The organism is Pseudomonas sp. AU12215, from assembly GCF_001675465.2.
GTDB classification, from domain to species: domain Bacteria; phylum Pseudomonadota; class Gammaproteobacteria; order Pseudomonadales; family Pseudomonadaceae; genus Pseudomonas; species Pseudomonas nitroreducens.
Genome location: NZ_MACM02000173.1, coordinates 92721 through 115404, shown reverse-complemented (window position 1 = coordinate 115404; position 22684 = coordinate 92721). Strand labels below are relative to the sequence as shown.

The window sequence follows — 22684 nt, the reverse complement described above, 5'->3', positions numbered from 1 at the left end:
CGGCCAGTCGACTGGGCAATGTGCAATTGCACTATCCAAGCAAGGTTGACGAGCAACAAAAAATCGCCGACTGCCTGTCTTCCCTCGACGAGCTGGTCACGGCGGAAACCCAAAAACTGAACGCTCTTAAGACCCACAAAAAGGGCCTGATGCAGCAGATTTTACCCCGCGATGGCGAAACCGTGCCGCAGCTGCGCTTTCCGGAGTTTCGGGATGCGTGGGTGTCATCACCAATGTCAGAAGTGTATTCCTTCAAAGGCAACAACTCGCTCTCGCGGGACAAGCTGAACTACACCGGAGGATCGTTCAGGAACATTCACTACGGTGATATCCATACGAAGTTTTCCCTGCACTTCCGTRTTGATGCCGAGCCAGTTCCGTATATCAATGACGGAGAGTCGCATTCGGCGATTCGACCTGAAAATTACTGCGTGGCCGGCGACATGGTTTTTGCGGATGCTTCTGAGGACATGGCAGATATTGGCAAAGCCATTGAGATCATCGATGCGGGTGATGTTCCGCTCGTTTCCGGGTTGCACACCATTCTTGCAAAGCAAAATGGAACCTCCTTTGTACTGGGCTTTGGTGCTTACCTGTTCTCATCCCAAAGTGTTAGGAGACAGATTCAGCGTGAAGCTCAGGGAGCAAAAGTTCTTGGGCTATCGGCCAGTCGACTGGGCAATGTGMAATTGCACTATCCAAGCAAGGTTGACGAGCAACAAAAAATCGCCGACTGCCTGTCCTCCCTCGACGCACTGATCGCCGCCCAAAGTAAGAAGATCAATGCCCTCAAAATCCACAAGAAGGGCTTGATGCAGCAATTATTTCCGGTGCTGGACGAGGTGCAGGTATGAAGCCCGGTCAGCCCTTCGCCGACCTGGCAGCGCTGGGGTCTCATCTGCGGCAGGAGTTGGAGAACAAGAAGACCATTCTGCTCTATGCCTACAACGGCACCGGTAAGACGCGCCTATCCATGGCATTCAAGGACATCGGCAAGCAAGGCGAAGGTGAGGATGAGAAGCGCGACACGCTCTACTTCAACGCCTTCACCGAAGACCTGTTCCATTGGGACAACGACCTGGAAGGCGACAACGACCGCAGGCTCACGCTCAATGCGGCCTCGCGCTTCTTTGCCGGTCTGGCCGAGTTGGAGATGGACAACCGCATCCGGCCGCTGCTGCAGCGCTATGCGGATTTCGATTTCCGCATAGATACGCAGGAATGGGCAGTGCGTTTCTCGCGCACGGTGGACGGGCAGGTCATCGACAACATCAAGGTGTCTCGCGGCGAGGAAAACATCTTTGTCTGGTGCTTCTTCCTTGCCGTCGTCGAGCTGGCCATGGACCCGGAGATCGAGGCTTACCGTTGGGTCAAGTACCTCTATATCGACGACCCGATTTCGTCGTTGGATGAACACAACGCGATTGCCGTGGCCAACCACTTGGCGCAACTGCTCAAGCGGCCTGAAAGCAAGCTCAAGACCGTTCTTTCGACGCACCACACGCTGTTCTTCAATGTGTTGTGCAATGAGTTGAAGAATGCCAAGCGGTATTTCATCAACAAGAACTCAACAGGTAGCAGCTACGTCTTGCGTGAGGAAACGGGCGACACGCCGTTCTTTCACCACGTCGCCGCTCTGGCCGAGCTGTACCAGGCTGCACAGGAAGACCGGCTGTTCACCCACCACTTCAACATGCTGCGCACGATCCTGGAGAAGACGGCGAGCTTTCACGGCCACAAGAACTTCTCGGTTTGCATCAAGCAGCAGGAGGATGACCCGGACGGCATCCTGCACGCCCGCCTGATCAACATCCTGAGTCACGGCAATTATTCGCTCTACGAGCCCCAGCAGATGCTGGACGAGAACAAGGCCTATTTCAGGAAGATTCTGCATGACTTTCTGAATCGCTACCCATTCAATCCCGAATTATTCCCTCAAGCCGTTGAGGCAACAGGTACACCATGACCGAATACGAAAAGCAAAAGCTGGGTAGGACTCTTTGGGCGATTGCCGATCAACTGCGCGGCGCGATGAACGCGGACGACTTCCGCGATTACATGCTGGCCTTCTTGTTCCTGCGCTATCTGTCGGACAACTACGAGGCCGCCGCGCAGAAGGAACTGGGGGCTGACTATCCCAGGCTGGCTGAGGGCGACCGCCGCGCGCCGCTCGCGGATTGGTATGAGAACAACGCCGACGACACCGCAGAATTTGAAAAGCAGATGCGCCGCAAGGTGCACTACGTGGTTCGCCCGGAATACCTATGGACCAGCATTGCGGAACAAGCTCGCACCCAGGACAAAGAGCTGCTGCACACCTTGCAAAACGGCTTCGCCTACATCGAGAACGAATCCTTTGCCAGTACCTTTCGGGGCCTGTTCTCGGAGATCAACCTAGCTTCGGACAAGCTCGGCAAGACCTACCCCGAGCGCAATGCCCGGTTGTGCAAGATCATCGCCGAGATCGCCAAGGGGCTGACACAGTTTTCCACCAACAGCGACACCCTGGGCGATGCCTATGAATATCTGATCGGCGAGTTCGCCGCGGGCTCAGGCAAGAAGGCCGGCGAGTTCTACACGCCGCAGCCGATTTCCAGCATTCTCTCGGCCATCGTCACGCTGGACGGGCAGGAGCCGGCAACGGGCCGGCGCCCGCATCTGGACAGTGTGCTGGATTTTGCCTGCGGCTCAGGCTCGCTGTTGCTCAACGTGCGCCACCGCATGGGGCCGCATGGCATCGGAAAGATCCACGGCCAGGAAAAGAACATCACCACCTACAACCTGGCGCGCATGAACATGCTGCTGCACGGCGTGAAGGATTCGGAGTTCGAGATTTTCCACGGCGACACCCTGCTCAACGAGTGGGACATGCTGCGGGAAACCAACCCGGCCAAGATGCCGAAGTTCGACGCCGTGGTGGCCAATCCGCCCTTCAGCTATCGCTGGGAACCGACCGATGCGCTCGGCGAGGACGTGCGCTTCAAGAACCACGGCCTGGCTCCAAAGTCGGCGGCCGACTTTGCTTTTCTGCTGCATGGCTTCCATTTCCTGAAGCAGGACGGTGTGATGGCCATCATCCTGCCGCACGGCGTGCTGTTCCGTGGCGGCGCGGAAGGGCGCATCCGCACCAAGCTGCTCAAGGACGGCCACATCGACACCGTGATCGGCTTGCCGGCCAACCTGTTCTTCTCCACCGGTATTCCGGTGTGCATCCTGGTGCTGAAGAAGTGCAAGAAGCCCGACGACGTGCTGTTCATCAACGCGGCCGAGCACTTCGAGAAAGGCAAGCGGCAGAACCACTTGCTGCCCGAGCACATCGACAAGATCATCGACACCTACCAGTACCGCAAGGAAGAGGCGCGATATTCGCGGCGGGTGCCACTGGATGTCATTGAGAAGGAACACGACTACAACCTGAACATCTCGCGCTATGTCAGTACCGCAGAGGCCGACGAGGAAATCGAGATCAAGACGGTCCATTCTGAACTGGTTTTGTTGGATCAAAAAATCAAGACGGCTACCGAGCGGCACAACGAACTCCTCAAGGAGCTAGGGCTGCCCTTGCTACCTTATGGCACGTCGATGACTTCGCCGGAATAGTGTGCAAACCGTATTCGCGCCGTGGAGCCACTTACCGGTTGCACTACAGGTACTTCTTGAACGTCGCCGCCGCAATGCACACCGCCACGCCGAGCAGTGCGGCGCTGGGCAGCAGGATCAGCAGCGGGTTCACGCTGACCGGCAGTGCCAGGTAAGTCACCCACGGCAGTACGGCCAGCGGGATCAGGCTGGCCCTGGCGCGGTGATAGATGAACCCCGATTCGCGTCCCGCGCCGAAGCGGCGGATGTCCCGGCGCACCAGGCCGTCCACCAGCCCGACGAAGGCGGCCATCAGGAACAGCGGCAGGGTCAGGCACAGCACCAGCAGCCGCACGAGGAAGACCAGCGTCGTGTAGGCCGCCGCGATCAGGTAGCTCTCCACGTTCACGTAGACCAAGCCGATGTAGTAGCGGAAATCCTTGGTCGGGCGATGGCTGCCGGCGCTGGCCTGCGTCGAGGCGTCGCGTATCCAGTCCAGCAGACCGCTCTTCACGAACAGACAGTCGTAGCCCTGCTCGACCAGCCGGTGCGCGGTGCGCCCTGGCTCCTGCACCAGCGCGCTGCGCGTGAAATGCGTGGAGAGCTGATCCAGCTCGTAGTGCAGCATGCCCTGCGCGTGGCGCCAGCCCTGATCGGGCCAGAAGAAGTGCATGCCGACGCATTCGATCAGGATGCACAGCAGCAGCGCGCCGCACAGCACGCCGAAGAAGCGGAACGGCAGCGTGATGAGGCCGGCGATCAGCCCCTGCTGTCGTTGCTGCTGGCGCTGTGCCGCGACGGCCGGATCGCTCATGCTTCGGCCTCTTCAGCGGCGGCCATCTGCTTGAAGTCGTCCAGCAGGTCGTCGGGCAGCGCCTTGTCCTGCAGGCCGGGGATGCCCTGGTTCTCCCACCAGTCTCCCGCCTCGACGTAGTGCTGTCGCATGTAGCCGGCCAGCTCCTGCAGATCCTTCGGCATGGCTTCGTCGGGGTCGGGTGCCGGCAGCGGCATGCGGACTTTCCAGAGGTTGCCGCCCTCGGTCAGCGCGAAGCACTGCCCCTTGGGCAGCGCCACCACATGCGCCGGCTCGATCAACGGCACGCTGTTGCTGCTGATGCGGTCCTGGGTGTTGGACGTGAACGCGGTATTGCCGTGCGGGTCGGAGCTGTCGGTGGCGCCGCTCATCAGTGCCGTGGCATACACCTCAACCTTGGGCAGTTGTCGCGTCAGCAGTTCGGCGGTGGCGGTCTCGCGCACGCGCAGCATGAACAGGTTGTTGAAGTTGCCGACGACCTGGCCGGCCTTGGCACGGTTGCCGATGCGCGCCTCGATGTCGCTCAAGGTCTGCGTGTAGGCCGTCACCTGCACGCCGGCACCGCCGCCCTTGTTGACCATCGGAATGAACTCGTCGCCCATGAGTTCATTGAATTCGTCGGCGTGGACGTTGATCAGAATCTTGGCGCCCACCGCGGCGCCGGGCAGCCCGTCGTCGATGCCGAACTTGTAGATGTGGCCGGCGACCGAGACGAGATCGCTGAACATCGAGTTGCCCACCGCCGCCGCGACTTCGGCGTCGGACAGCGCATCCAGCCCCACGTAGACCACCGCGCGTTTGCGGATGACCTGCATCCAGTCGAAGATCGGCCGCGGGTCGGACAGGTCGGAATAGTTCGGTGCGAGCAGTTGCGCGATCTTGCCGGTGGTGAGCTTCTCCAGCAGCGGCAGCAGCGAAGCGACGATCTTGTCGAAGTACGTCCGGTCGTAGCGCACGGCGCTGCGCAGGCCGTCGAGCACCGGGTCATAGATGCGCACCTGGGACAGGTACTGTTCGAGGGCCACCACGCGCTTCTCGCGCCCGATCATGTTGCGCGGGATGTTCTTGTCGTTCAGCTTCGCTTCGAGCTGGACGATGACCTCCCAGGCCTTCGGCTCGTTCTTGGCGAAGTAGTGCTGGGCGTACTCGATGAACAGCGCGTCGATGTTGATGACGTGGCGCTGGATCAGCAGGTAGTCCGGCCGCTGCCCCAGCTCGACCAGGGCGCGCGCGATGATGTTGACGAAGCGCCATGCGAATTCGCGGAACGCGGCGCTGTTGCCTTCGCCCGAGAGCTGCCCGGCGATGCGCGTGGCAACCTCGGAGATCCGCCCGAACCGGCCCACGGCGTTGTAGCGCGCCGAGATGTCCGGCCAGCCCAGATGGAAGACGTAGAACTCGCCTTCGCGCCCGGCGCGCTTGGCCTCAACGTACATGCGCTTCAACAGATCGGCATCGCCCTTGGGGTCGAAGACGATCACCACCTCGTGCTCGCCGCGGACCTTGCGGCGGATGTCTTGCGTGATGAACAACTCGGCCAGCCGCGTCTTGCCCACGCGCGTGGTGCCCAGCACCAGGGTGTGGCCGACGCGCTCGCCCAGCGGCAGCGTGACATCGACCTCGTGCGGCTCGATGCCATGCAGGCGCGGCATTCCGCCGAGCGGTGGCAGCGGTCGCGCCGGGTTGAGCGGGCTGTCCCAGGCCAGCGCGCGCGCCAGCGTCGAGACGGGAAACGGGGCGAACTCAAGCCGCTCCTCCAGCCGCCGGGCGGCCCGGTAGATCGCCGTCGGCTCGACATAGCGGCGGAACTCCGGCCGGTAGGTCTGCATCAGCCGGTGCGTGTGCCGCTGCTCCCAGCGAAAGCCCCGGCCGACGAACAGCCGTTGCTGACTCACCGGTACGTCGCGGCTGGTCATCACGTAGCGCGGCAGGCGGCGGATGTTGCGGCGATAGCGCAGGATCGCCCAGGCATCGCGCAGGCGAATCGCGCCAAAGGTCAGGAAAGCCAGCGCCGAGCCCAGGCCAAGCAGCGGGTTCAGCGCAAGCGACCACGGTGCCACCAGGCACAGAATCGCGGCGCCGGTGCAGACCACCACGGTGTAAAGCTCCACCGCTGGCCGCAGCAGCACCTCGACCGCATGCGGTTGGGCCATTGGCGCACCTACTGCTCGACGCCGGTGGCCGTGATGAGCACCGGGTAGTGGCGCAGGCCCAGGCGCTGGGCCAGGTCGTCGCCGGAGACCGGCGACAGGGTCAGGCCAGGCGCCAGCCTGCGCAGCGCCGTCAGCGCGGCCATCGACTCCACATTGACCACCAGGCCCACGGCCCCCAGCTCGCGCAGCGCGGTCTGCCGCTGCCGCAGCCAGGCGCGCGAACGCTCGTCGTCGCCGATCAGGAACAGCGCCGTCAGGCCCGGCGCCCGGATGACACGGCGCTGCACCTCGCCCGGCGACAGTTGCGTCGAGCGCACCGGCAGCATGGCGGCTTCGGCGTCGGCCGCGTTACCCGCGTGAGGGGCCGGCATCGGGGCCAGCGGTGCGGCCTGATCCGGCTGAGGATTCAGAGACTGGTAATACGGCAGCGCGGAGGCGCCGCCGCGGTCTTCGACGACGATCAGGGGCGCGGAGGCGGTCTGGGCGAAGACGGTGGCCGTGGACAGCAGCCCGATGGCGGCGATGAGGACGATGTGGTTCATGGCGTGGTGGCCTGGAGGGTTGGAACGGGAACGCCGGGGTCGAGCACGCGGCTCAGGTGCCGATGCACACTGCGCCGGTAGCGCGCCGCGGGTGCCCCGCCGGCGGGCCGGTGGTAGCGGCCGATGGCAAGCAGCCAGTCCTCGCCCGGCGTGTGCTGTTCGCGCAGGATTTCCGCAGCGATGGCGAGGTTGCGGTACGGGTCCAGCAGCTCGCAGGGCTGGGTGTAGCGATGCGCGTGGTAGCCGAGATTGACCTGGCCGAGGCCGGCGTCGATGCGATTGGCCGGCGTGTGGGCGAGTGCCCGGCGCAGCCCCGCGCAGGCCTCGGCGCGGGTGGCGTAGCGCTGCGGCGTGCCGGCGACGTTGAGCGTCCACGGCCAGGGGATCAGGCGCCCGCGCAGCATGGCGCCGCTCTCCTGCAAGGCTACCGCGTACAGCACCGCCGCCGGCACGTCTGCACGGTGCGCCGCCAGTTGATAGGCCGGCGGCGGCACTTCCCGCGCCAGGGCGGCCAACGCCCAGCCGCCGCTGGTGAGCAGCAGCACGGCGCCGGCGCAGCGGATGGCGACGCGGGATGGCCGACGCTCCCGGCCCGGAGTAGCTATTGCCGCTGCCATTGACCGTTCACCTCGCGCACCACGGCCGGCAGATCGCCGGGCAGGCCGAGCGACAGCCAGCGTCCCGCATCGTGGTTGAGCGTGATGGTGCGGGCGCGCACCCTGGCCGGGTCGATGCCCACCCGGGTGGCCCACTGCCGGATGCGCGCGTCGTCCTGACGGCTGCCGACCATGTAGAGATCGAAGGCCGTGCCGGCCGCCTGCAACTGCTGCACGCGCTGCGCGCACGGTGCGCAATCGGCCTTGACGAAGACCGCCAGGCGCCCGGAGCCGGTGTTGCCGGCACCCTGCGCCTTGGCGCCGGGCAGGCTCACGCGCGGCTGGCCGGGAAACAGGCGCTGCCACGCCGCGTCGTAGGCCCGCTGGTAGGCCAGCGTCTTGCCGACGCGCCGGGCCTCGGCCTGCACCTGCAACTCCGCGTAGCGCCTGCGCTCCTCCTCGCTGCGGGCCTCGATGCCCAGCGCCGTGAGCGGATCGAGCTGCGGCGAATAGACCCCGAGCGGCCCCTGCATCAGTTGCCGGTAACGCGCCCACTCCTCGGGCTGAAGCCCCCACTCCCGCGCCTGTCTCTCGTCGAGCGCGGTATCAGCGCCCGGCTGCACCTGGGCGGGCACCATGCGCGAGTTCGTCACCGGGGCCGGCTGGGCGGATGCGCCGAAAGCGGCGAACAGGACAACGGCAGCGAGCAACGGCCGCAGGTTCATGGCGACCTCCTACGGCACCGCGACGCGCTGCGTCTGGCCGTTCACCTGGAACACGCCCGCCTGCGCCTCGATGGACTGCAGTTGCCAGCCGCCCTCGGCATCGCCCTCGCGCAGCAGCCGGGCGCCCGCGAGCGAGGCCGCGGCGGTGGAGGTGATCGACAGAAAGCGCTCGCCTCCCCGCAGCTCCACGCCGAGCGCCCGGAACGGCGGCTCCGGCACCTTGGGCTTCGTCGCAACCGGAGCGCGCGGGCGAGCGGCGGATGCCACCTGCCGGATCTTCTCCAGGCGGGTTTCGATTCCGCTCACGCGCGCCAGCAGCGTCTGCAGGTCGACGGCCAAGGCCCTCGCCTCATCGGCCTCTTCGAGGCGCGTCATCCGTTCGTCCAGCGCCTGCCGCGCGTTGGCGAATTCGGCCTGGCTGATCGGCACCGGCCGGCGCTTGTCCGCATTGGCCTGGTGTTCGAGATCGGCCACGCGCAGGCCCAGCGCATTGACCTGCGCATCCTGTGCGCTGCTCTGGGTCTGTTCGGCGAGCCGCGACAGGCCGACGCTGTTGACGAGTGCCACGGCACTGATGAGGACCAGCCAGAAGGCCGCGGCGACCTTGAGCCAGCGCGTGCGGGAATTGCGCTCGGATGGCGCTTGGGGAAAGGTCATGGCTGCATCTCCCCGGGCCGGTCGGCGTCCGGTACGGGCGTGGCGGTGCCGGGCGGGTTGGCGGAAAGGAAGGTGGGAGCACCGCGCCGGCTGAAGCAGACCTGGCGGGTCAAGTCATCGACCGACAGCTCCCAGGCGGGGCCGGCAAGGGTCAGCAAGGCATCGCGCAGCATCAGCGGGCCCAGGCGCAGGTGTGCGGCGGGCAGCGGCAGCGCGTAGAGCGTGGCGGCCTCGGCCGCATCGCAGAGCCGGTAGCCGGAGCGCAGGAGCACATGGCGCATGGCATCGCCCACGCTGGCATCGAGCATGGGCGGAATCGAGACCTCCACCGCCTGCTGCAAGAGATCCCGCTGCGCAGGTTCCGGCACCAGCTCGACCAGGGTGTAGCGTCCGTAGCGGGCCACCGGAACGAAACCCGGCTCCGGCGCGACGGCGGTTGGCGATGCGGCCGGCACCGCTGACGCAGACGGTGCGGCGGTCGTCGCGCAGCCGGCGGCCAACAGGCTGCCGGCCAGCAAGCCAGCGACGAGGGCCAGGCGGTGAACAGCGCGGATGGATGGTTGCATGGAGGGCGCTTCCCTGGAACACGGAGCGCTCACCATCGCCGCCGCTTGGCCTGCGGGCAGCAAACAAAACGCACTGACGCCCGCCCGAATACATGGGGGGCGGCGCCATAGACTGTCATACGCCCAAGAAAAACGGCCCCGAAGGGCCGTGGAAAGAAGCCGGCGACCCCGAGGGGCCACCGGCATGGGCACATGGATCAGACCGTGACAAGCTGCCGGGCCAGTGCGACCTCGACGGAATCACCATCCTGGTTCAGAACATCCAGGCCCGACTCGGGTACGTCTCCCGACGTGCTTTGCGACACCATGATCTTCCGGGCCATCAACCCCAGGCAGGTCATCTGCGAGGAGTTGGCGTAGCCGAGGTAGATCACGCGCACCGGCTGCTTCTGGCCGATGCGCCATGAGCGCCGCGCGGCCTGCTGCAACGAATACACGTTGTAGCCCGACTGGAGGAACACGATGGTCGGGAACTCCAGCAGGTCCAGGCCGGTTTTCACCAACTCGGGATTGGTGATGAGCACATCGATGCCACGGTCCAACTGCTCAGCGATCCAGTCCTCGCGGCGGGAGGCATCCACGCTCGCGCGCAGTACCGCCACCTTGAAGCCTTCCTGCTCCAGCAGCACCTTCAAACGCGACGTGGTGTCGCGCGTGCCGGTGTAGACCGAATAGACCAGGGTCTTGCGACCTTCTGCCTTCTCCTGCTTGCAGATCTCGATCAGCTCGCGTTCCTTGGGCATCACCTCCAACTCGTTGAACTGAGCCGGCACGAACGCCAAGGTGTTGCGCGTGCGCGGATGCACCACGGTTTCCGACCGGAAGCAGCAGTCCGGCCAGGCCAGCAGCACGTTGAGGACCACGCCGAGCAGCGTCGTGTCGCGCTTCGCCAGGGCCTGCTTCAGCTCCTGGGTCAGGCGACCCGCCAGATCGCGGTAGGCCGCGGCCTGCGCCGTGTCCATCGCGACTTCGCGGAACTCCTCGTCGTAAGGCGGCAACACATTGCCGCCGATGTCCTTCAACTTGAGGAATACCGTGAACGGCAGGACGCACCGCAGTACGCCCTTCGGACCGAAACCCGGCGCCTTGACCGTGCGCACCGATACCTTGGTGCCCTTGGCCGTCTTGTGCGCCGTGCCAGTGCTCTCGGAATAGATGTCCTTCAAGACACCGTGATCGCGCATGAACGCCATCGCGGCCGACGTCATGCTGCCGCTCTTCGTCGGCCGGTAGCCGTCTTCGATCATCCGCCCCGGCAGGGCTCGGAACAGCAGGTGGAACAGGTCGTCGCCGTAGCCGCCCATCAGTGTGCCGGTGAGCAGCAGCGTCTTGCGCGCCTTGGCCGCCAACACCCCCATGGCCTGGCCCTGTGCGGAGCCGCCGTTCTTGTACTCGTGTGCCTCGTCGGCGATGAGCAGGTCGAACGTGCCTTGGGGAAGCTGCCTCTTGATGAACTCGGACGGCTGGTAGCCGCCCTCGCCGAAGCCGAACTCCATGTTGGCCATCGCACGTTCCATCCGATGGGCTTGCCGGTCCGAGAAGACCAGCTCGCCGTTGCCATCCATCAGGTTGATGAACTCGTGGATGTTGTCCCCGAGCATCGACGCGAGGAAGGCGTCACCGAACTTTTGCATCAGCTTCTGCGCGGTGACTTCCCCGATGGTTGGAATACGCTTCAGTGCCTTGAGCACGGTCGAGGACTGGTCGCTGGCGGACAGGCCTCTCGGACGGATCAACGACCACAGCGGTGCACGGCAGTGGCTGCACTTGCGGCGGGACTCCTCGGCTTCCAGCTCGACCGGGTTGATCGGCTCGCCGTCGAGGTCGGTGATGACATGCCCGCAATCCGGGCAGGCCCCCACGTCGCCGTGAGGCATGCGCCGCCGAACGAAGACAGGCTTCCAGTGGAACCCCATCCGCATCCGCACGCGGCCCAGGACGAAGAACTCCTGGCCCTGGGCCGGCACGCCCAACTGCTCGCGCAGTTTCAGCAGCTTGACCAGCGTGTCCGGGCCATTGAGCACCCAGACCTTGGCGCCGGCCACCGTCTCCTGGATTTCGCGCCGCCACTTGTAGACCAGGTGGGGTGGCGAGAGCACCAGGGTGCGGCGGTAGCCTTCGGCGTTGAGCACGGCGGCGGTGGCAATACCCACCGTCGTCTTGCCGCAGCCCATCTCGCCATTGACGATCGCGGCGCGTTCGCCGCGATCGACCAACAGCTCGGTGACGGCATGGACCACATCGGCTTGCGCCGGGAACAGCTTGCGCTTGAGCGCGGCGAGGATCAGTTGCCGATGCACCCGCACCTGGCCGGTGTAGACCGGAGGATTGGCGCGGTTGAGCGAATCGAGCAACTCGTCGCCGAACTCCGATACGAAGTCCTGCAGGCTGAGCGTGAGGGGTGAAGCGGCCGCTTCGAGCAGGTCGCCCTGCACAGCGGTTTCGGGAATGGTTTCGAGATCGAGGGACATGGTGATGCTCCAAAGCAAATGGGGCATGCACCTCCCTCACGGGGCGGCGACATGCCCCTGGGGGGAAAGAAAGAAGCGGCGCGAGACCGCTGGATGGGGATCAGTATTCGCTGGGCAGCAGCAGCGTGGTGACGCTGCGATCCCATTCGGTGATGATCCAGAGCTTCAGGTTGGGCGTGACCTGGTAGGACGAGAACAGACGATCCTCGCCGGACTTCAGCGCGGCGTCGTTCTGCCGCCGATCGCTGTCGCTCAGGTCGCCCCATTCGCCATGAAGATGGCGGCGCAGGTACGGCGTGGGGTTGAGCCGGCCCTGTCGGACCAGCTCGTCGACGCCGGCGGTCATGACCACCTGCCCGGGCGAAAAGCGTGCTTGTGACGCGAGGTTGAGGACTGCGAGTGCCATGGTGGTTTCTCCTTCTGGAAGAAGGGGCCACGGCACCCCATCGGGGCGACGTGACCCCGGTGGGTGGATGAAAGCGACGGCGAACCGTCAGGGAACAGCGATCAGCGGATGGTCAGCACTTCGCCCCACGTGGGCGAGCCCAGCGTCAAGTCCCATGCACGAATGACCGGCACGAACTTGTCGGTGAGGATGCGCGTCTCGGCCACGGAGCCGTCGTCGCGTTCGGTGTATTCCGTCTGGAGCGTCTTCTCCTTGTGGGTATCACCTTTGACGACGAGCACGCGCCCGCTCTTGGACTTCACTACGCCGGAGATCGCGCCTGCGGCCAGAGCCAGGGCGAGATGCCAGTGCGACAAGGCCCGCGCGGGCGGACGCAGCGATTGCTGCGCGGCGCCCAGGTGGGTATCGAGCGCCGGCCAGAGTCCTTGCAGCCGGCCGACTTCATCGGCGAACTGCTCGGGCTCCATCGTCACGCGATAGAAGTGCTCCGGCTCGGCCGGGCTGGCAGGGACGGTGTACGGCAGGAACGGCCATTCGAGCGGCAGTTCCTCGGCTTCGGCGTCACCCTGTCCGATCTGCAGCAGCAGACCGCGCACGGCTTTGACCGACTCCGACGCCTGGTCGCGTTGACGAATCCTGCGACCGAAGATCACTACCTGCTTGAACTGCGTTTCCACCGCACGGTAGATGCGCAGGTCGGCGAAGTGGCGCGTCAGCCATCCGACCAGCTCGGCGTCGAGCACGTAGTGCGGCACGATGAAGACCAGCACGCCACCGTACTGCAGCAGCGGCAGCGCGCGCTGATAGAACAACTTTTCCAGCCGCGCACGGCCCTGGCCCTGATAGCCGATGTTGCCGTTCACGTCCTTGCTCAGGTCGCCATACGGCGGGTTCAGCCACAGCAGCCCGAAGGACTGGCGCGAGATCAGCGTGTCCATCAGGTCACCTTGGATGCAGCGATCGACCAGTTGCCGTGCGTGGCGGGCGCGCTCGGCGTCGTACTCGACGGCGAAGGCCTGGACCTGCTCGCGCCCGAGGGCGTGAGCGGCTTCGGCGATCGCCACGCCTTCGCCGGCGCAGGGATCGAGGATGGACATGGAGCCGGGAGACGGCGCCAGTGCGGACAAGGCCCGCTCCAGCGTCGGTTCGTCGGTGGGGAAGTAGCCGTTACGAATGAAATTGCGCGCCAGGCGCGGAAACATGAGTGCCATGGATTTCTCCTGATGATGGATGAGGGAAGGCGGGCACGCGCGGCGCGCATGCCCGTGGGGATGGTTCACGCCACACGCCGAAGCGGTGCGTTCGCGGCCAGTTCGTACTGCGTGGCGCCGAGGGTGCCGTTGCGAATCAGTTCGCCCAGCGCCTTCGTCAGCGCCGGGACATCGAGGGCCAGCCGATGGCCTTCCAGTGGCCCGAGGGCCAAGGGAAGACCGGTCAGCATCCGCCGTGTCTGCAACAGCTCCAGCACGGTGTCGCGCCAGTGGTCGAGCAGTGGCAGCGGGCAGGTGTCCTGCACCAGCGTCCACAGCCGGTCGAGCCGGTGCGCGGAATCCCTGGGCAGAAGCGCCAACGCGCTGGCGTTGGCCTTGTCTGGCTTCACGCAGCGACGATCGAACAGCCACACATTCGTCAGCGAACCGAACAGCGTTCGCCGATAGGCGCGGGTGATGCGCTTTTCCAGGTTCTCGACGTTGCCGACGAAGACCGGGATGGATGCGCCCTGCTCGGTGATGACGTGGAACTGGTCGAGCCCCTGTTCATCCCGGCCGAGGGTCAGGCGGGCGAGGAACTCCTGAACGGCGGTGTCGCGCGCCCAGATCGACAGAAAGACGAGATTGCCCTGCTCGTCACCGACGCAACCGTCGGCCATGAGGTCGGGGCATTCGTCGATGCGGTACAGCGGTTTCGCGGAAGAAGGTGCAGGCATGGTGATGTCCTCTTGGAAATGAAGGAGCAACCAAAGCCCGCGGGGCCATGCTCGCCCCGGTTGGGTGAAGGAAGATGCGTGCCGCTAGACAGCGCGCCCCGCGTGAAAGCGGTGAACCCGCTCGCGCCACTCGGGGCTTTGCACCGGCGCCATGTCGAGATAGCGCAGCGGGCACGAGTAGTAGTACGGATGCACGGACTCGTCGAGGGACTTGTAGCCCCAATCGCCGCCCGAGCTTTCCAGCAGATGGCAGCCGATGTAGCAGACGGACTCACCGGCCGCGAGGCCCATGACGCCCGCCTGCCTAGCGGTGACGCGAACCACGGTCCACAGAACGTCGCCGTCGAGCGTGTGGTCGATGACTTCGCAGCAAGCGCGTTCGGACGCCTGCGGAGCGAGCAGCTCGCGGATCAACTGATCGCGCGTCTGACGAACGAAGGTCCAGCCCATGAGGGTCTCCTTGAAGAAAAGGCCGGAGCCCTCCCCGTCGGGGGAGAACCCCGGCGGGTGGCGGTATGCCGCGCAATGCGGCGGATGGATCAGGCAGCTTTGAGGTGCCAGTCCTGGGACAACGGAGCGAACTCGTAGCCCAGCTTGTCGAGACGGTCGCGCTGCTGACGCAGCACACGACGATCCACGGTCGCGTCGAGCTTCACGGTCTCGCCCAGGGGCCACAAGGAAGCGAAGAGCGCCGCGTCGTCTGCCTCGGCCGAGGCCGCAGCGGACGCGGGAGCCGGTTCGCTGCCGAACGGCGTGGTATCGACCAGGGGATCGCGCGGACTACGCGGCTTCGCCTTCGGCTTGGCCGGGGGCGTTGCCGGCGCGGGCGCCTGCGCTTCCTCGTCGATCGGATCGACTTCCTGCGGACTCAGCCGGCGGGCTTCGTCGCGGCTCAGGGCGTCGATGTTGGACAGCGTCATCCCGCCCAGATGGGCGCGGATTTCGATGACCATGCGGCCGTTGGCGTTGTACGTGGAGGGGCGAATCTCGACGATGACGAAATCACCGTCGTACTTGCCCTCGCGGTACTGATCGAGTTCGGCGTTCTTCACGACGAACTCGCCGATCGAGGTCGCCAGGCGGCCGACGTTGAAGTCGCCGTTCCTGCCGTGGATGGTCTTGATGGCCAGTTGGCCGGGAATGGTGATCATGAAGGTCTCCTGCTGACGAAGAGAAGACAAGGCCCCGGGGATGGGGCCTTGCGGATCAGAACGACTCGGCAACGGCCAATGCGGGGGCATCGGCTGCGTCGTCGGCAGCATCGGCGACGGGCTTGGAAGGCTCCGGTGTCGAGGCTTGCTGCGCAGCGGGCGCATCGGACGTCACCGGGACTTCCGGGTCCCGCTCGTCGGTCTCGGTCGGCTTGGGTTCGGCCTTGTAGACGAGCTTGCCGTCGACCTTGATCCAACTGACGAACAGCAGGCGGGCCTTGAGGCTCACCCCCTGCTCGCCGGCACGCTTGCCCTTGGAGTAGGTGAAGGTGTCGGTCCACAGGTCGCCCAGGCGGAAGCCGATCATCACCTTCTTCTCGGCGTCGACCGCCTGAATGCAGCGGCGCACCAGGTGCTGCGCTTCCGATCCCGATACGCGCGTGTCGAAGCGCACATACGAGACGTCATCGCTGGGACCGTTCAGGGCCGCGATGTCGCAGGCCAGGAACGCATCGCCTTTCTTGGGCTTCACTTCGCGGATGCGATTGAGGTACCCGAGGCCGGTGATGTGCAGATCGAAGTAGGACTTTTCGTTGGAAGTGGTCATGGTGAATCTCCTGGGAACAAAGAGGCGGAGACACACCCGACCCAAGGCGGGGAAGGTGTGGAACCCCCGCGTGGGTTGATGGAACAGCTTGGTGGCATCGCCATCGAAAACCGATGGCCGTTCGCGCATGGATGCCGGTGCGAACTGGAGTGATCAACGCGGTCGGAACCGCATCGCAGCCTTGAAGATCGTGGCTGCCTGGGCATGTCGCTGACGGACGTCAGCGGAACATGGCCGGAAGCGTGGCGCCAGGACGGCGCGCATGCGAGCGGCAATCGGCACTCGCGGCTGTCCGCATTGCCGGGAAGAAAGAAGCCCCCGGAGCGGGGGCCGGGGATGGGCGGTCAGTTACCGCTGGGCGGAGGAACCGCCTGCAGCGACAGGTGTGTCGTGGTGGCGGACACGTCGAGGTCGTCCTCGCTGTGCAGGATGCGCGCAAACACGCCCTCCTGTGGATCGAAGAACTCGCCAAAGTCATCGCCGCCGAACTCGGCGCGCGCCAGCTCCCACCAGTCATCGAAGGCATCGACATCTGGGTTGCAGCCGGCGGCATAGGCGATGGTCTTCTGGCGACCATCGGGTCGGCGCTCGCCGCGCTCGGCCAGGAAGTACACGCCCTGATCCTTGACCAGGATGACGCGGCATTGATTCGCCACCGCTTCGGCGAGCACGGGCCGCAGCTCCGTGCCTTTGAATCGAACAGTCATGGGTGTGATCTCCAGGGATGCAGGAAGAGAGGCTTCCCGCCGCGAAGGCGGGAAGCTGCTGGGAGATCAGTGCCGGACAGCCTTGCGACCCGACAACAGGCACTGCACTCGGATGCGGCGCCAGCTCCCGTCGTCGATCAGCCGTTCCAGCGTCTCGCCGAGGGTGTCGAAGAACACCTCATCGACCCGTTCAATCAGCTCGCCGTCGCGGCGCAGCTCCACCGCGTAGAGGTCGAGGCCACGCTCATACAGCACGGTGACGTGACCCTGGAACTTCATCGTGGCGACGGTGAAGCCGATGGCCGGTGGCGTGCGGATGATGTCGGCGGGCAGCGGATCGACCCAGGTGATGTCCCGAGCACCGGCGTCCACCAGCATGTGGGTGATGCGCCGGAAGCCGTCGGGAGCGGGCAACTGCTCCAGTTGGTCGATCAGTTCCTGCAGCTCGGGGCAGCGCGGCTCGGGGATCGGCAGCTTCGCCGGTGCGGACCCGAGCACGAACCGCTTCACCGTGTAGGGCTGGCCGTCGGCGGTGAACTCGGTCTGCTCCTCGGGCGTGTCCGCCCGCTGACCGTCGAAGCGGCGTCTGACATAGGGTTCGACCTGCACCTTGGCGCCCTCGTCGGGCACTTCGGTCACGAGCGTGCGATCAAGCACCGCGAACTCGGCCCGTCCCGTCTTGACGACGATGGCCTCGTCGGTGGTGGCGATGACCTTGCCCTCGAAAGGCTTCGGATCGATGTGAAAGCCCAGCGTCGAAACCTTGGGCTGGCCGTCGAAGATGTTGAACTTGAACGAACGGACGTTGGAAGGCACATGACCGACAACGAGCGTCGGCATCTGTGCACGGATGGCTTGGGTATCCATGGGGAGACTCCTTGTGGCAACCAAGGGACTCCCGCCCGCAAGGGAGGTCGGTCCCTTGAGGGTGAGGTGGATGGACGCGGGTGCGCCCGGAGAACGAAACAACCAGCACGGCGAACCGCGCCGCAGTCTTGAAGGTCTCGACTGCCTGGGCATGCTGCCGGCAACGCCAGCGAACATGCGGCCAGCGTGCGGCACATGGCGGCGGCCGTCCGCCGGGAATCGGCAATGCGCCGGCACCGCGTTCCGCGAAAAAGAAGAGCCCCGACGTAGGGGCTCGAATGGGTTGCGGGTTACTCGTCGTCGTAGAGCGTCAGCCCGTCCAGCACGGGCGCGTCGGCATCGAAGATCAGCAGGCGCACGTCGGCGAGCGCGGCCAGGTGGAGCACCTCCACGAGGGACTCTGGCATGCCTTTCCGGCGATGCTCTCGCTGCAACCGCTCGGCGGTGATGCCTTCGACCCGTTGCAGGTTCTCGTCCGTCCAGGGCGTGGCGATCAGCTTCACGCCGACCGCCGGGCTGTAGGGAATGCGGAAGGCCACGAACAGAAAACCGCTCGGCGTGGCGATGTCGGCCAGGTTGGCCAGATAGCGACCGGCCTCCACGGTGATGTGCGCCGAACTGATTTCCCAGGCACGGCTGTAGAACCCAGTCTCGAAGCGCAGGCGGCGTACCACCTCGCGCGCGGCTTCCTCGGAGAAGGTATCGCCGACGTGCAGCGGCTGGCCGGCTTCTTCGGCCATGACGGCGTAGACGAGGTTTCGGGCGATGCCGTGGCTGGGGCACTGCGCGTCCAGCTCGGGCGGCACGTTCTGGCCCTCGGTGATCAGCGCGAAGTCGTCGCAGAAGACGCAGGCATGGCGCTCGACCTGGCTGTCCGGCAGATGCGACTGCGAGACGTGCAGCGGCAGATAGCTCAGCGGGCAGTCGTCGTCGTAGGAAATCGCCAGCAGCCGCTGCACGGACAGGCCATCGTAGCCGCGGACGAAGGGGTTTTTGGAATGAGACATGGGATTCCTCCAGCAGAGGATGGCCGAGGCAATCCCCTGCCGGGGATTGAACCCCAGCGAGTGGATGAAGTGGCAACCGGTCAGCCGGCCGCGGCGTCGGGCCGCCCTGGTGGCGGGCGGTGCAGGTCAGTGGAAGATGGTGATTCGGGACATGGCCGCTCCTGCGAAAGGAAGGAGGGACATGGCCCCGAACGGGGACGCACGTCCCTCGTGGGGTGGGATGAAAGGACGGTGGGTTGCCAGGCACGGCTCACCAGCCGTTGTAGTGCAGCGTGAGGTCAGCGATGACCTGGCGCCGTTCCAGATCGAGGCCGCCGAAGTCGGACAGCCCCTCGAAGCCGCAACGCTTGAGCATCGCGCCGCCCTCGCGGGAGTTGTAGAAGCTCACCATCGCTGACAGGAACATGCGTTGACCGCTGCTCAGTACGCCCAGGGCGTCGTTGAGCATCAGCATGTTGGGCCGCAGGTCCCACTTGGTGGTGGCACGCTGCAGACCTTCGCGTGTGCCGTCGCCGAACCACTCGTGGCCGGCGATCTGCGCGCCGCACTTCCAGGCCTCGAAGAAGGCCTGCGGTGCAGCGTCGAAGTGCGCCTGTTCCAGCGCCATCTGATCGAGCACGTCTTCGGGTAAAGACAGATTCATGAGAGAACTCCTTGAAGGGTGGGAATCAGGGGTGAGCGCGCTGTGTCCAGGCATGGGTATCCAGGGCGCGCTGTGCTGCGAGGTGGGTCGGGAAATACTCGACGGACTCCCGCGATACCGGGCCCTCGTCGTCTTGCGTGCCGATGTAGTGGCCGGCCGCGCTGCGCAGCACCTGTAGCGGCAAACGCTTGCCGGTCCAGGCCAGCGCCAGCGCACCACTGCGCACTGCGGTTGCAGAGGAAGATGCAGAAGGTTCAGACATGCCGTGCTCCTTGGTGGGTCGAGGAGCACGCATCCCGTAGAGGATGGAGTTCCCCTCGGGTGGTTGAGAAAAGTGCATCGTCGCCAGGCCGGCGAGCGTCCGCGGTGGGCGATGCGAAGCGGACTGGATCGGTCGACGCGGCGAACCGCGTCGCAGTCTTGAAGACCGAGACTGCCAGGGCATGCTGCTGACGACTGTCAGCAACGCATGGCGTGAGGATGGGCGCGAAGCATGGCTGCCGTCGCAGGGAAAACCGAATCGCGGACGGCCCGCTTTAGGGCAGGCCCGCGTAACGGGACAAGGCAAGGACCAGGGCGCCGAAGGCCACGCGGGCCTTCGGCTGGAGAGGAAGGAAAACCACCTGTGGGCTGCGTCAGCGCGGGCCGTCGTCAAAGCCGTTCGCTGCGTCAGCAATCGCACCCGGCCCGTTTCGTGGCTGGGGCCGGAAACCTCTGGCGTGCATCCACACACAAAGGGAGCCCGTTGTTCCGCCGGCGGGCACCGGCACGGAATACCCTCGGCCCAAGGGGCCTCCTCACGGCTCGCGCGGCGGCAAGGCGTCAGGAAGCCCCTCGTGACCGAGGCAAGGCACACCGATCAAGGGAATGGCGGCGGGCGCGATTCGTGGAACAATGACCTTCTCGCCCCGTCGCCCGATGGCGAGCAGACGGGGCGCGCACACCGTTGCAGAAGGAGACGCGCGCTTTGGAGTCCCGCGCGGTGCGGGACGTTTGCCTCGCCGTCAGTGAAGTGGCCGGCGCGGCAGGGGGAAGCGAGGATCAGGACGCCTTGGAGGCAGCGCGCCGCTTGCGCGGTGCGCTGCGCCGGCCCGTCGGGGACTCGATCGGCAGCGTGCCCTTGCAGTCCGGGTAGCGCGAGCAGGACCAGAACGCGCCGCTCTTGCCCGTGCGCTGCTGCATCGGCGCGCCGCACTGCGGGCAGGCCGGCGCCGGCGGCAGCTTGAGCGAGAGCGTCGCGCCGCGGTACTGCTGCACGAGCTGGCCGACCCACACGGACTGCTTCTCGATGAAGGTGTCCAGCGCCATCTGGCCGGCCTCGATCATGTCGAGCGCCTGCTCCCACACCGCCGTGGTGCCGGGGTCGGCGATGGCCGAGGGCACCGCGTCGATGAGCGTGAATGCCGCGTCGGAAGCGCGGACGGCGCGGCCTTTCTTGACCAGGTAGCCGCGACCGATCAGACCGTTGATGATGTTGGCGCGTGTCGCCTCGGTGCCGATGCCGGTGGTATCTCGCAGCTTCTGTTTCAGGCGCGGGTCGGTCACGAACTTGGCGACGGTCTTCATGGCCTTGATCAGCTCGCCCTGCGTGTAGGGTTTGGGCGGCAGCGTCTTCAGCGCCTTGAGATCCACCTTTCCGACCGGGCAGGACAGGCCCGCATGCAGGGCGGGCAGCACCTGGCTGCGCTGCGCATCCTCGCCATCGGCATCGTCCGGCCGCGGCGTCGCCAGCACCTCGCGCCAGCCGGTGACGGAGATCTGCTTGCCCACGGCCGCCAGCGACTGACTGCCGCACGAGAACTGCGCCACCGTCCGGTCGAACTCATGGTGCGGGAGGAACTGCGCGAGGTAATGAGCGCGGATCAGCCGGTAGACGGCCAGTTCCTTCTCGTTCATGGCCGATAGGTTGGCGGGCTCCAGCGTCGGGATGATGCCGTGGTGAGCCGACACCTTGCCGTCGTTCCATGCACGCGAACGCTGTTGGCGATCCAGGCGCTCGATCAGCGGCCGCAAGCTGGGGTCGGTCTTGACCAGGCTGTCGAGTACGGTCGGCACCTCAGCCAGCATGCTCTCGGGCAGGTAGCCCGAATCCGAGCGCGGATACGTTGTCGCCTTGTGCGTCTCGTACAGCGCCTGGGCAATGTCCAGCGTCTCCTGCACGTCGAGGCCCAACTGCTTGGAGCACACCTCCTGCAGCGTGCCCAGGTCGAACGGCAGCGGCGGTGCCTCGCGCACGCGCTCGGTGTCCACCGACACGACCTGCGCATCGCGTGCCGCGCGAATGCGATCCGCAGCCTGCTGGGCCACCGGCTGCTGAAGGCAGCGACCCGCTGCATCCGTGCTGCCTTCGGGCGGTATCCAGCTCGCGGTGAAGGATTGGCCGGCATGGGATAGCAGCACATCCACGGCCCAATACGGCATGGAGACGAATCGCGCGATCTCGCGATCACGATCGACGACCAGCTTCAGCGTCGGCGTCTGCACGCGCCCCACCGACAGCACGCCGGTGTAGCCGGCCTGCCGACCTAGAAGCGTGAACAAGCGGCTCAGGTTCATCCCGATCAGCCAGTCGGCGCGCGATCGGGCGAGTGCGGAGAAGTACATCGGCAGCGTCTCGGCGGACGGCTTGAGTGCACCCAGTGCCTTGCGGATCGACGCATCGTTGAGCGCCGACAGCCACAGGCGCTGAATCGGCCCGTGGTAGCCGCATAGGTCGATGATCTCGCGGGCGATCATCTCGCCCTCGCGGTCGGCATCGGTCGCAATCACCAGCTCGCCCGCCTTGGCGACGAGCTGCTGCACGACCTTGAATTGCGCTGCGGTCGCCGCCTTGGGCTCGACACGCCAACGCTCAGGAAGAATGGGCAGTTGCTCGACGGCCCAGCGCTTGTATTGCTCGCCGTAGCCTTCGGGCGGAACCGCCTCCACCAGATGACCGATGCACCAGGTCACGACGACACCCGCGCCGCTGTAGCAGCCGTTGCCGCGTTGGCCGGCGCCTAGCACACGGGCGATGTCCTTGCCCTGGGACGGCTTCTCGCACAGGAACACGCGCATGAAGCCTCCTTGGAAATGTGCGGTTCATCGGATGGGCGTCAGCTTGGCGGGGCCAGGAGATGCCGGCAGCAAGGAAGCCGATTGATGCAGACACCGCTTTGTGATCGGCAGGCGGTCCGTTGCCGCAGCGGTGCGCATAGACCGCAGGAGTTGGCACAGCAAGAGCGTCGTTTCTGGAGGGCGGCTGGAACTCCGTGGACGACCTTGGA

General features: G+C 65.5%; 23 protein-coding genes. 3 read left to right on the top strand and 20 right to left on the bottom strand.

Translation table 11 applies throughout. The features are described from left to right. The 3 genes from A9513_RS28540 to A9513_RS28530 form a co-directional block, all read left to right on the top strand. Window positions 1-854, top strand: an 854-nt coding sequence (locus A9513_RS28540) for a restriction endonuclease subunit S (protein ID WP_141678542.1), incomplete at its 5' end; no start/stop codon positions are given. Further along, complete coding sequence (locus tag A9513_RS28535) at window positions 851-1966, top strand: AAA family ATPase (protein WP_065086185.1); 1116 nt, start codon at window positions 851-853, stop codon at window positions 1964-1966. The genes A9513_RS28540 and A9513_RS28535, both read left to right, overlap by 4 nt. Next, window positions 1963-3600, top strand: a complete 1638-nt coding sequence (locus A9513_RS28530) for a type I restriction-modification system subunit M (RefSeq protein ID WP_065086184.1) — start codon at window positions 1963-1965, stop codon at window positions 3598-3600. The genes A9513_RS28535 and A9513_RS28530 overlap by 4 nt, the downstream gene beginning before the upstream one ends. A 43-nt stretch (window positions 3601-3643) precedes the next feature. Here A9513_RS28530 and A9513_RS28525 read toward each other — a convergent pair whose 3' ends face one another. The 20 genes from A9513_RS28525 to A9513_RS28430 form a co-directional block, all read right to left on the bottom strand. Further along, complete coding sequence (locus A9513_RS28525) at window positions 3644-4393, bottom strand: TIGR03747 family integrating conjugative element membrane protein (protein WP_065086183.1); 750 nt, start codon at window positions 4391-4393, stop codon at window positions 3644-3646. Further along, window positions 4390-6546, bottom strand: a complete 2157-nt coding sequence (traD, locus tag A9513_RS28520) for a type IV conjugative transfer system coupling protein TraD (protein ID WP_065086182.1) — start codon at window positions 6544-6546, stop codon at window positions 4390-4392. Before traD ends, A9513_RS28525 begins: the two co-directional genes overlap by 4 nt. An 8-nt stretch (window positions 6547-6554) precedes the next feature. Continuing rightward, entirely contained in the window at window positions 6555-7088 is a 534-nt protein-coding gene (locus tag A9513_RS28515) for an integrating conjugative element protein (protein ID WP_065086181.1), read from the bottom strand. Then, window positions 7085-7705: a lytic transglycosylase gene (locus A9513_RS28510; RefSeq protein ID WP_058159121.1), complete on the bottom strand. Its 621-nt coding sequence runs from the start codon at window positions 7703-7705 to the stop codon at window positions 7085-7087. The genes A9513_RS28515 and A9513_RS28510 overlap by 4 nt, the downstream gene beginning before the upstream one ends. Further along, on the bottom strand, window positions 7690-8409 hold the full coding sequence (locus tag A9513_RS28505) for a TIGR03759 family integrating conjugative element protein (RefSeq protein ID WP_065086180.1): 720 nt from the start codon (window positions 8407-8409) through the stop codon (window positions 7690-7692). The genes A9513_RS28510 and A9513_RS28505 overlap by 16 nt, the downstream gene beginning before the upstream one ends. 9 nt (window positions 8410-8418) lie before the next feature. Continuing rightward, a complete protein-coding gene (locus A9513_RS28500) occupies window positions 8419-9066 on the bottom strand; it encodes a hypothetical protein (RefSeq protein WP_065086179.1) in 648 nt (215 codons plus the stop codon). Beyond that, the gene (locus A9513_RS28495) at window positions 9063-9632 is read right to left on the bottom strand and encodes a PilL N-terminal domain-containing protein (RefSeq protein ID WP_058163801.1); all 570 of its coding nucleotides are present in this window, start codon (window positions 9630-9632) and stop codon (window positions 9063-9065) included. The genes A9513_RS28500 and A9513_RS28495 overlap by 4 nt, the downstream gene beginning before the upstream one ends. Window positions 9633-9829: 197 nt before the next feature. Next, window positions 9830-12103, bottom strand: coding sequence for a helicase-related protein (locus A9513_RS28490; protein ID WP_065086178.1), 2274 nt, complete (start codon window positions 12101-12103; stop codon window positions 9830-9832). Between the two features lie 100 nt (window positions 12104-12203). Continuing rightward, a complete protein-coding gene (locus A9513_RS28485; RefSeq protein ID WP_024537150.1) occupies window positions 12204-12509 on the bottom strand; it encodes a hypothetical protein in 306 nt (101 codons plus the stop codon). A gap of 101 nt (window positions 12510-12610) precedes the next feature. Next, window positions 12611-13720 (bottom strand): DUF6094 domain-containing protein, encoded by a 1110-nt coding sequence (locus A9513_RS28480; protein WP_065086177.1) that lies wholly within the window; start codon window positions 13718-13720, stop codon window positions 12611-12613. A 65-nt stretch (window positions 13721-13785) separates the two neighbouring features. Beyond that, a complete protein-coding gene (locus tag A9513_RS28475) occupies window positions 13786-14436 on the bottom strand; it encodes a hypothetical protein (RefSeq protein ID WP_003141029.1) in 651 nt (216 codons plus the stop codon). 84 nt (window positions 14437-14520) lie between these two features. Next, window positions 14521-14886: a hypothetical protein gene (locus tag A9513_RS28470; protein WP_009461172.1), complete on the bottom strand. Its 366-nt coding sequence runs from the start codon at window positions 14884-14886 to the stop codon at window positions 14521-14523. Window positions 14887-14975: 89 nt separating this feature from the next. Then, window positions 14976-15587 (bottom strand): DUF3275 family protein, encoded by a 612-nt coding sequence (locus A9513_RS28465; RefSeq protein WP_023125201.1) that lies wholly within the window; start codon window positions 15585-15587, stop codon window positions 14976-14978. A 55-nt stretch (window positions 15588-15642) separates the two neighbouring features. Further along, window positions 15643-16194: an STY4534 family ICE replication protein gene (locus A9513_RS28460; protein WP_023125202.1), complete on the bottom strand. Its 552-nt coding sequence runs from the start codon at window positions 16192-16194 to the stop codon at window positions 15643-15645. Between the two features lie 344 nt (window positions 16195-16538). Then, the gene (locus A9513_RS28455) at window positions 16539-16901 is read right to left on the bottom strand and encodes a DUF3085 domain-containing protein (protein ID WP_003294147.1); all 363 of its coding nucleotides are present in this window, start codon (window positions 16899-16901) and stop codon (window positions 16539-16541) included. A gap of 66 nt (window positions 16902-16967) precedes the next feature. Next, window positions 16968-17768, bottom strand: a complete 801-nt coding sequence (locus A9513_RS28450; protein WP_013721851.1) for a hypothetical protein — start codon at window positions 17766-17768, stop codon at window positions 16968-16970. A 290-nt stretch (window positions 17769-18058) separates the two neighbouring features. Further along, the gene (locus tag A9513_RS28445; RefSeq protein ID WP_013721850.1) at window positions 18059-18775 is read right to left on the bottom strand and encodes a hypothetical protein; all 717 of its coding nucleotides are present in this window, start codon (window positions 18773-18775) and stop codon (window positions 18059-18061) included. Between the two features lie 250 nt (window positions 18776-19025). Continuing rightward, window positions 19026-19418 carry a hypothetical protein gene (locus A9513_RS28440; RefSeq protein ID WP_023125203.1) on the bottom strand — a complete coding sequence of 131 codons (393 nt, stop codon included), beginning with the start codon at window positions 19416-19418 and terminating at the stop codon, window positions 19026-19028. Window positions 19419-19443: 25 nt separating this feature from the next. Then, complete coding sequence (locus tag A9513_RS28435; RefSeq protein ID WP_010792170.1) at window positions 19444-19680, bottom strand: hypothetical protein; 237 nt, start codon at window positions 19678-19680, stop codon at window positions 19444-19446. 779 nt (window positions 19681-20459) lie between these two features. Beyond that, window positions 20460-22475, bottom strand: a complete 2016-nt coding sequence (locus tag A9513_RS28430; protein WP_023125205.1) for a DNA topoisomerase III — start codon at window positions 22473-22475, stop codon at window positions 20460-20462. Between the last annotated feature and the right edge of the window lie 209 nt (window positions 22476-22684).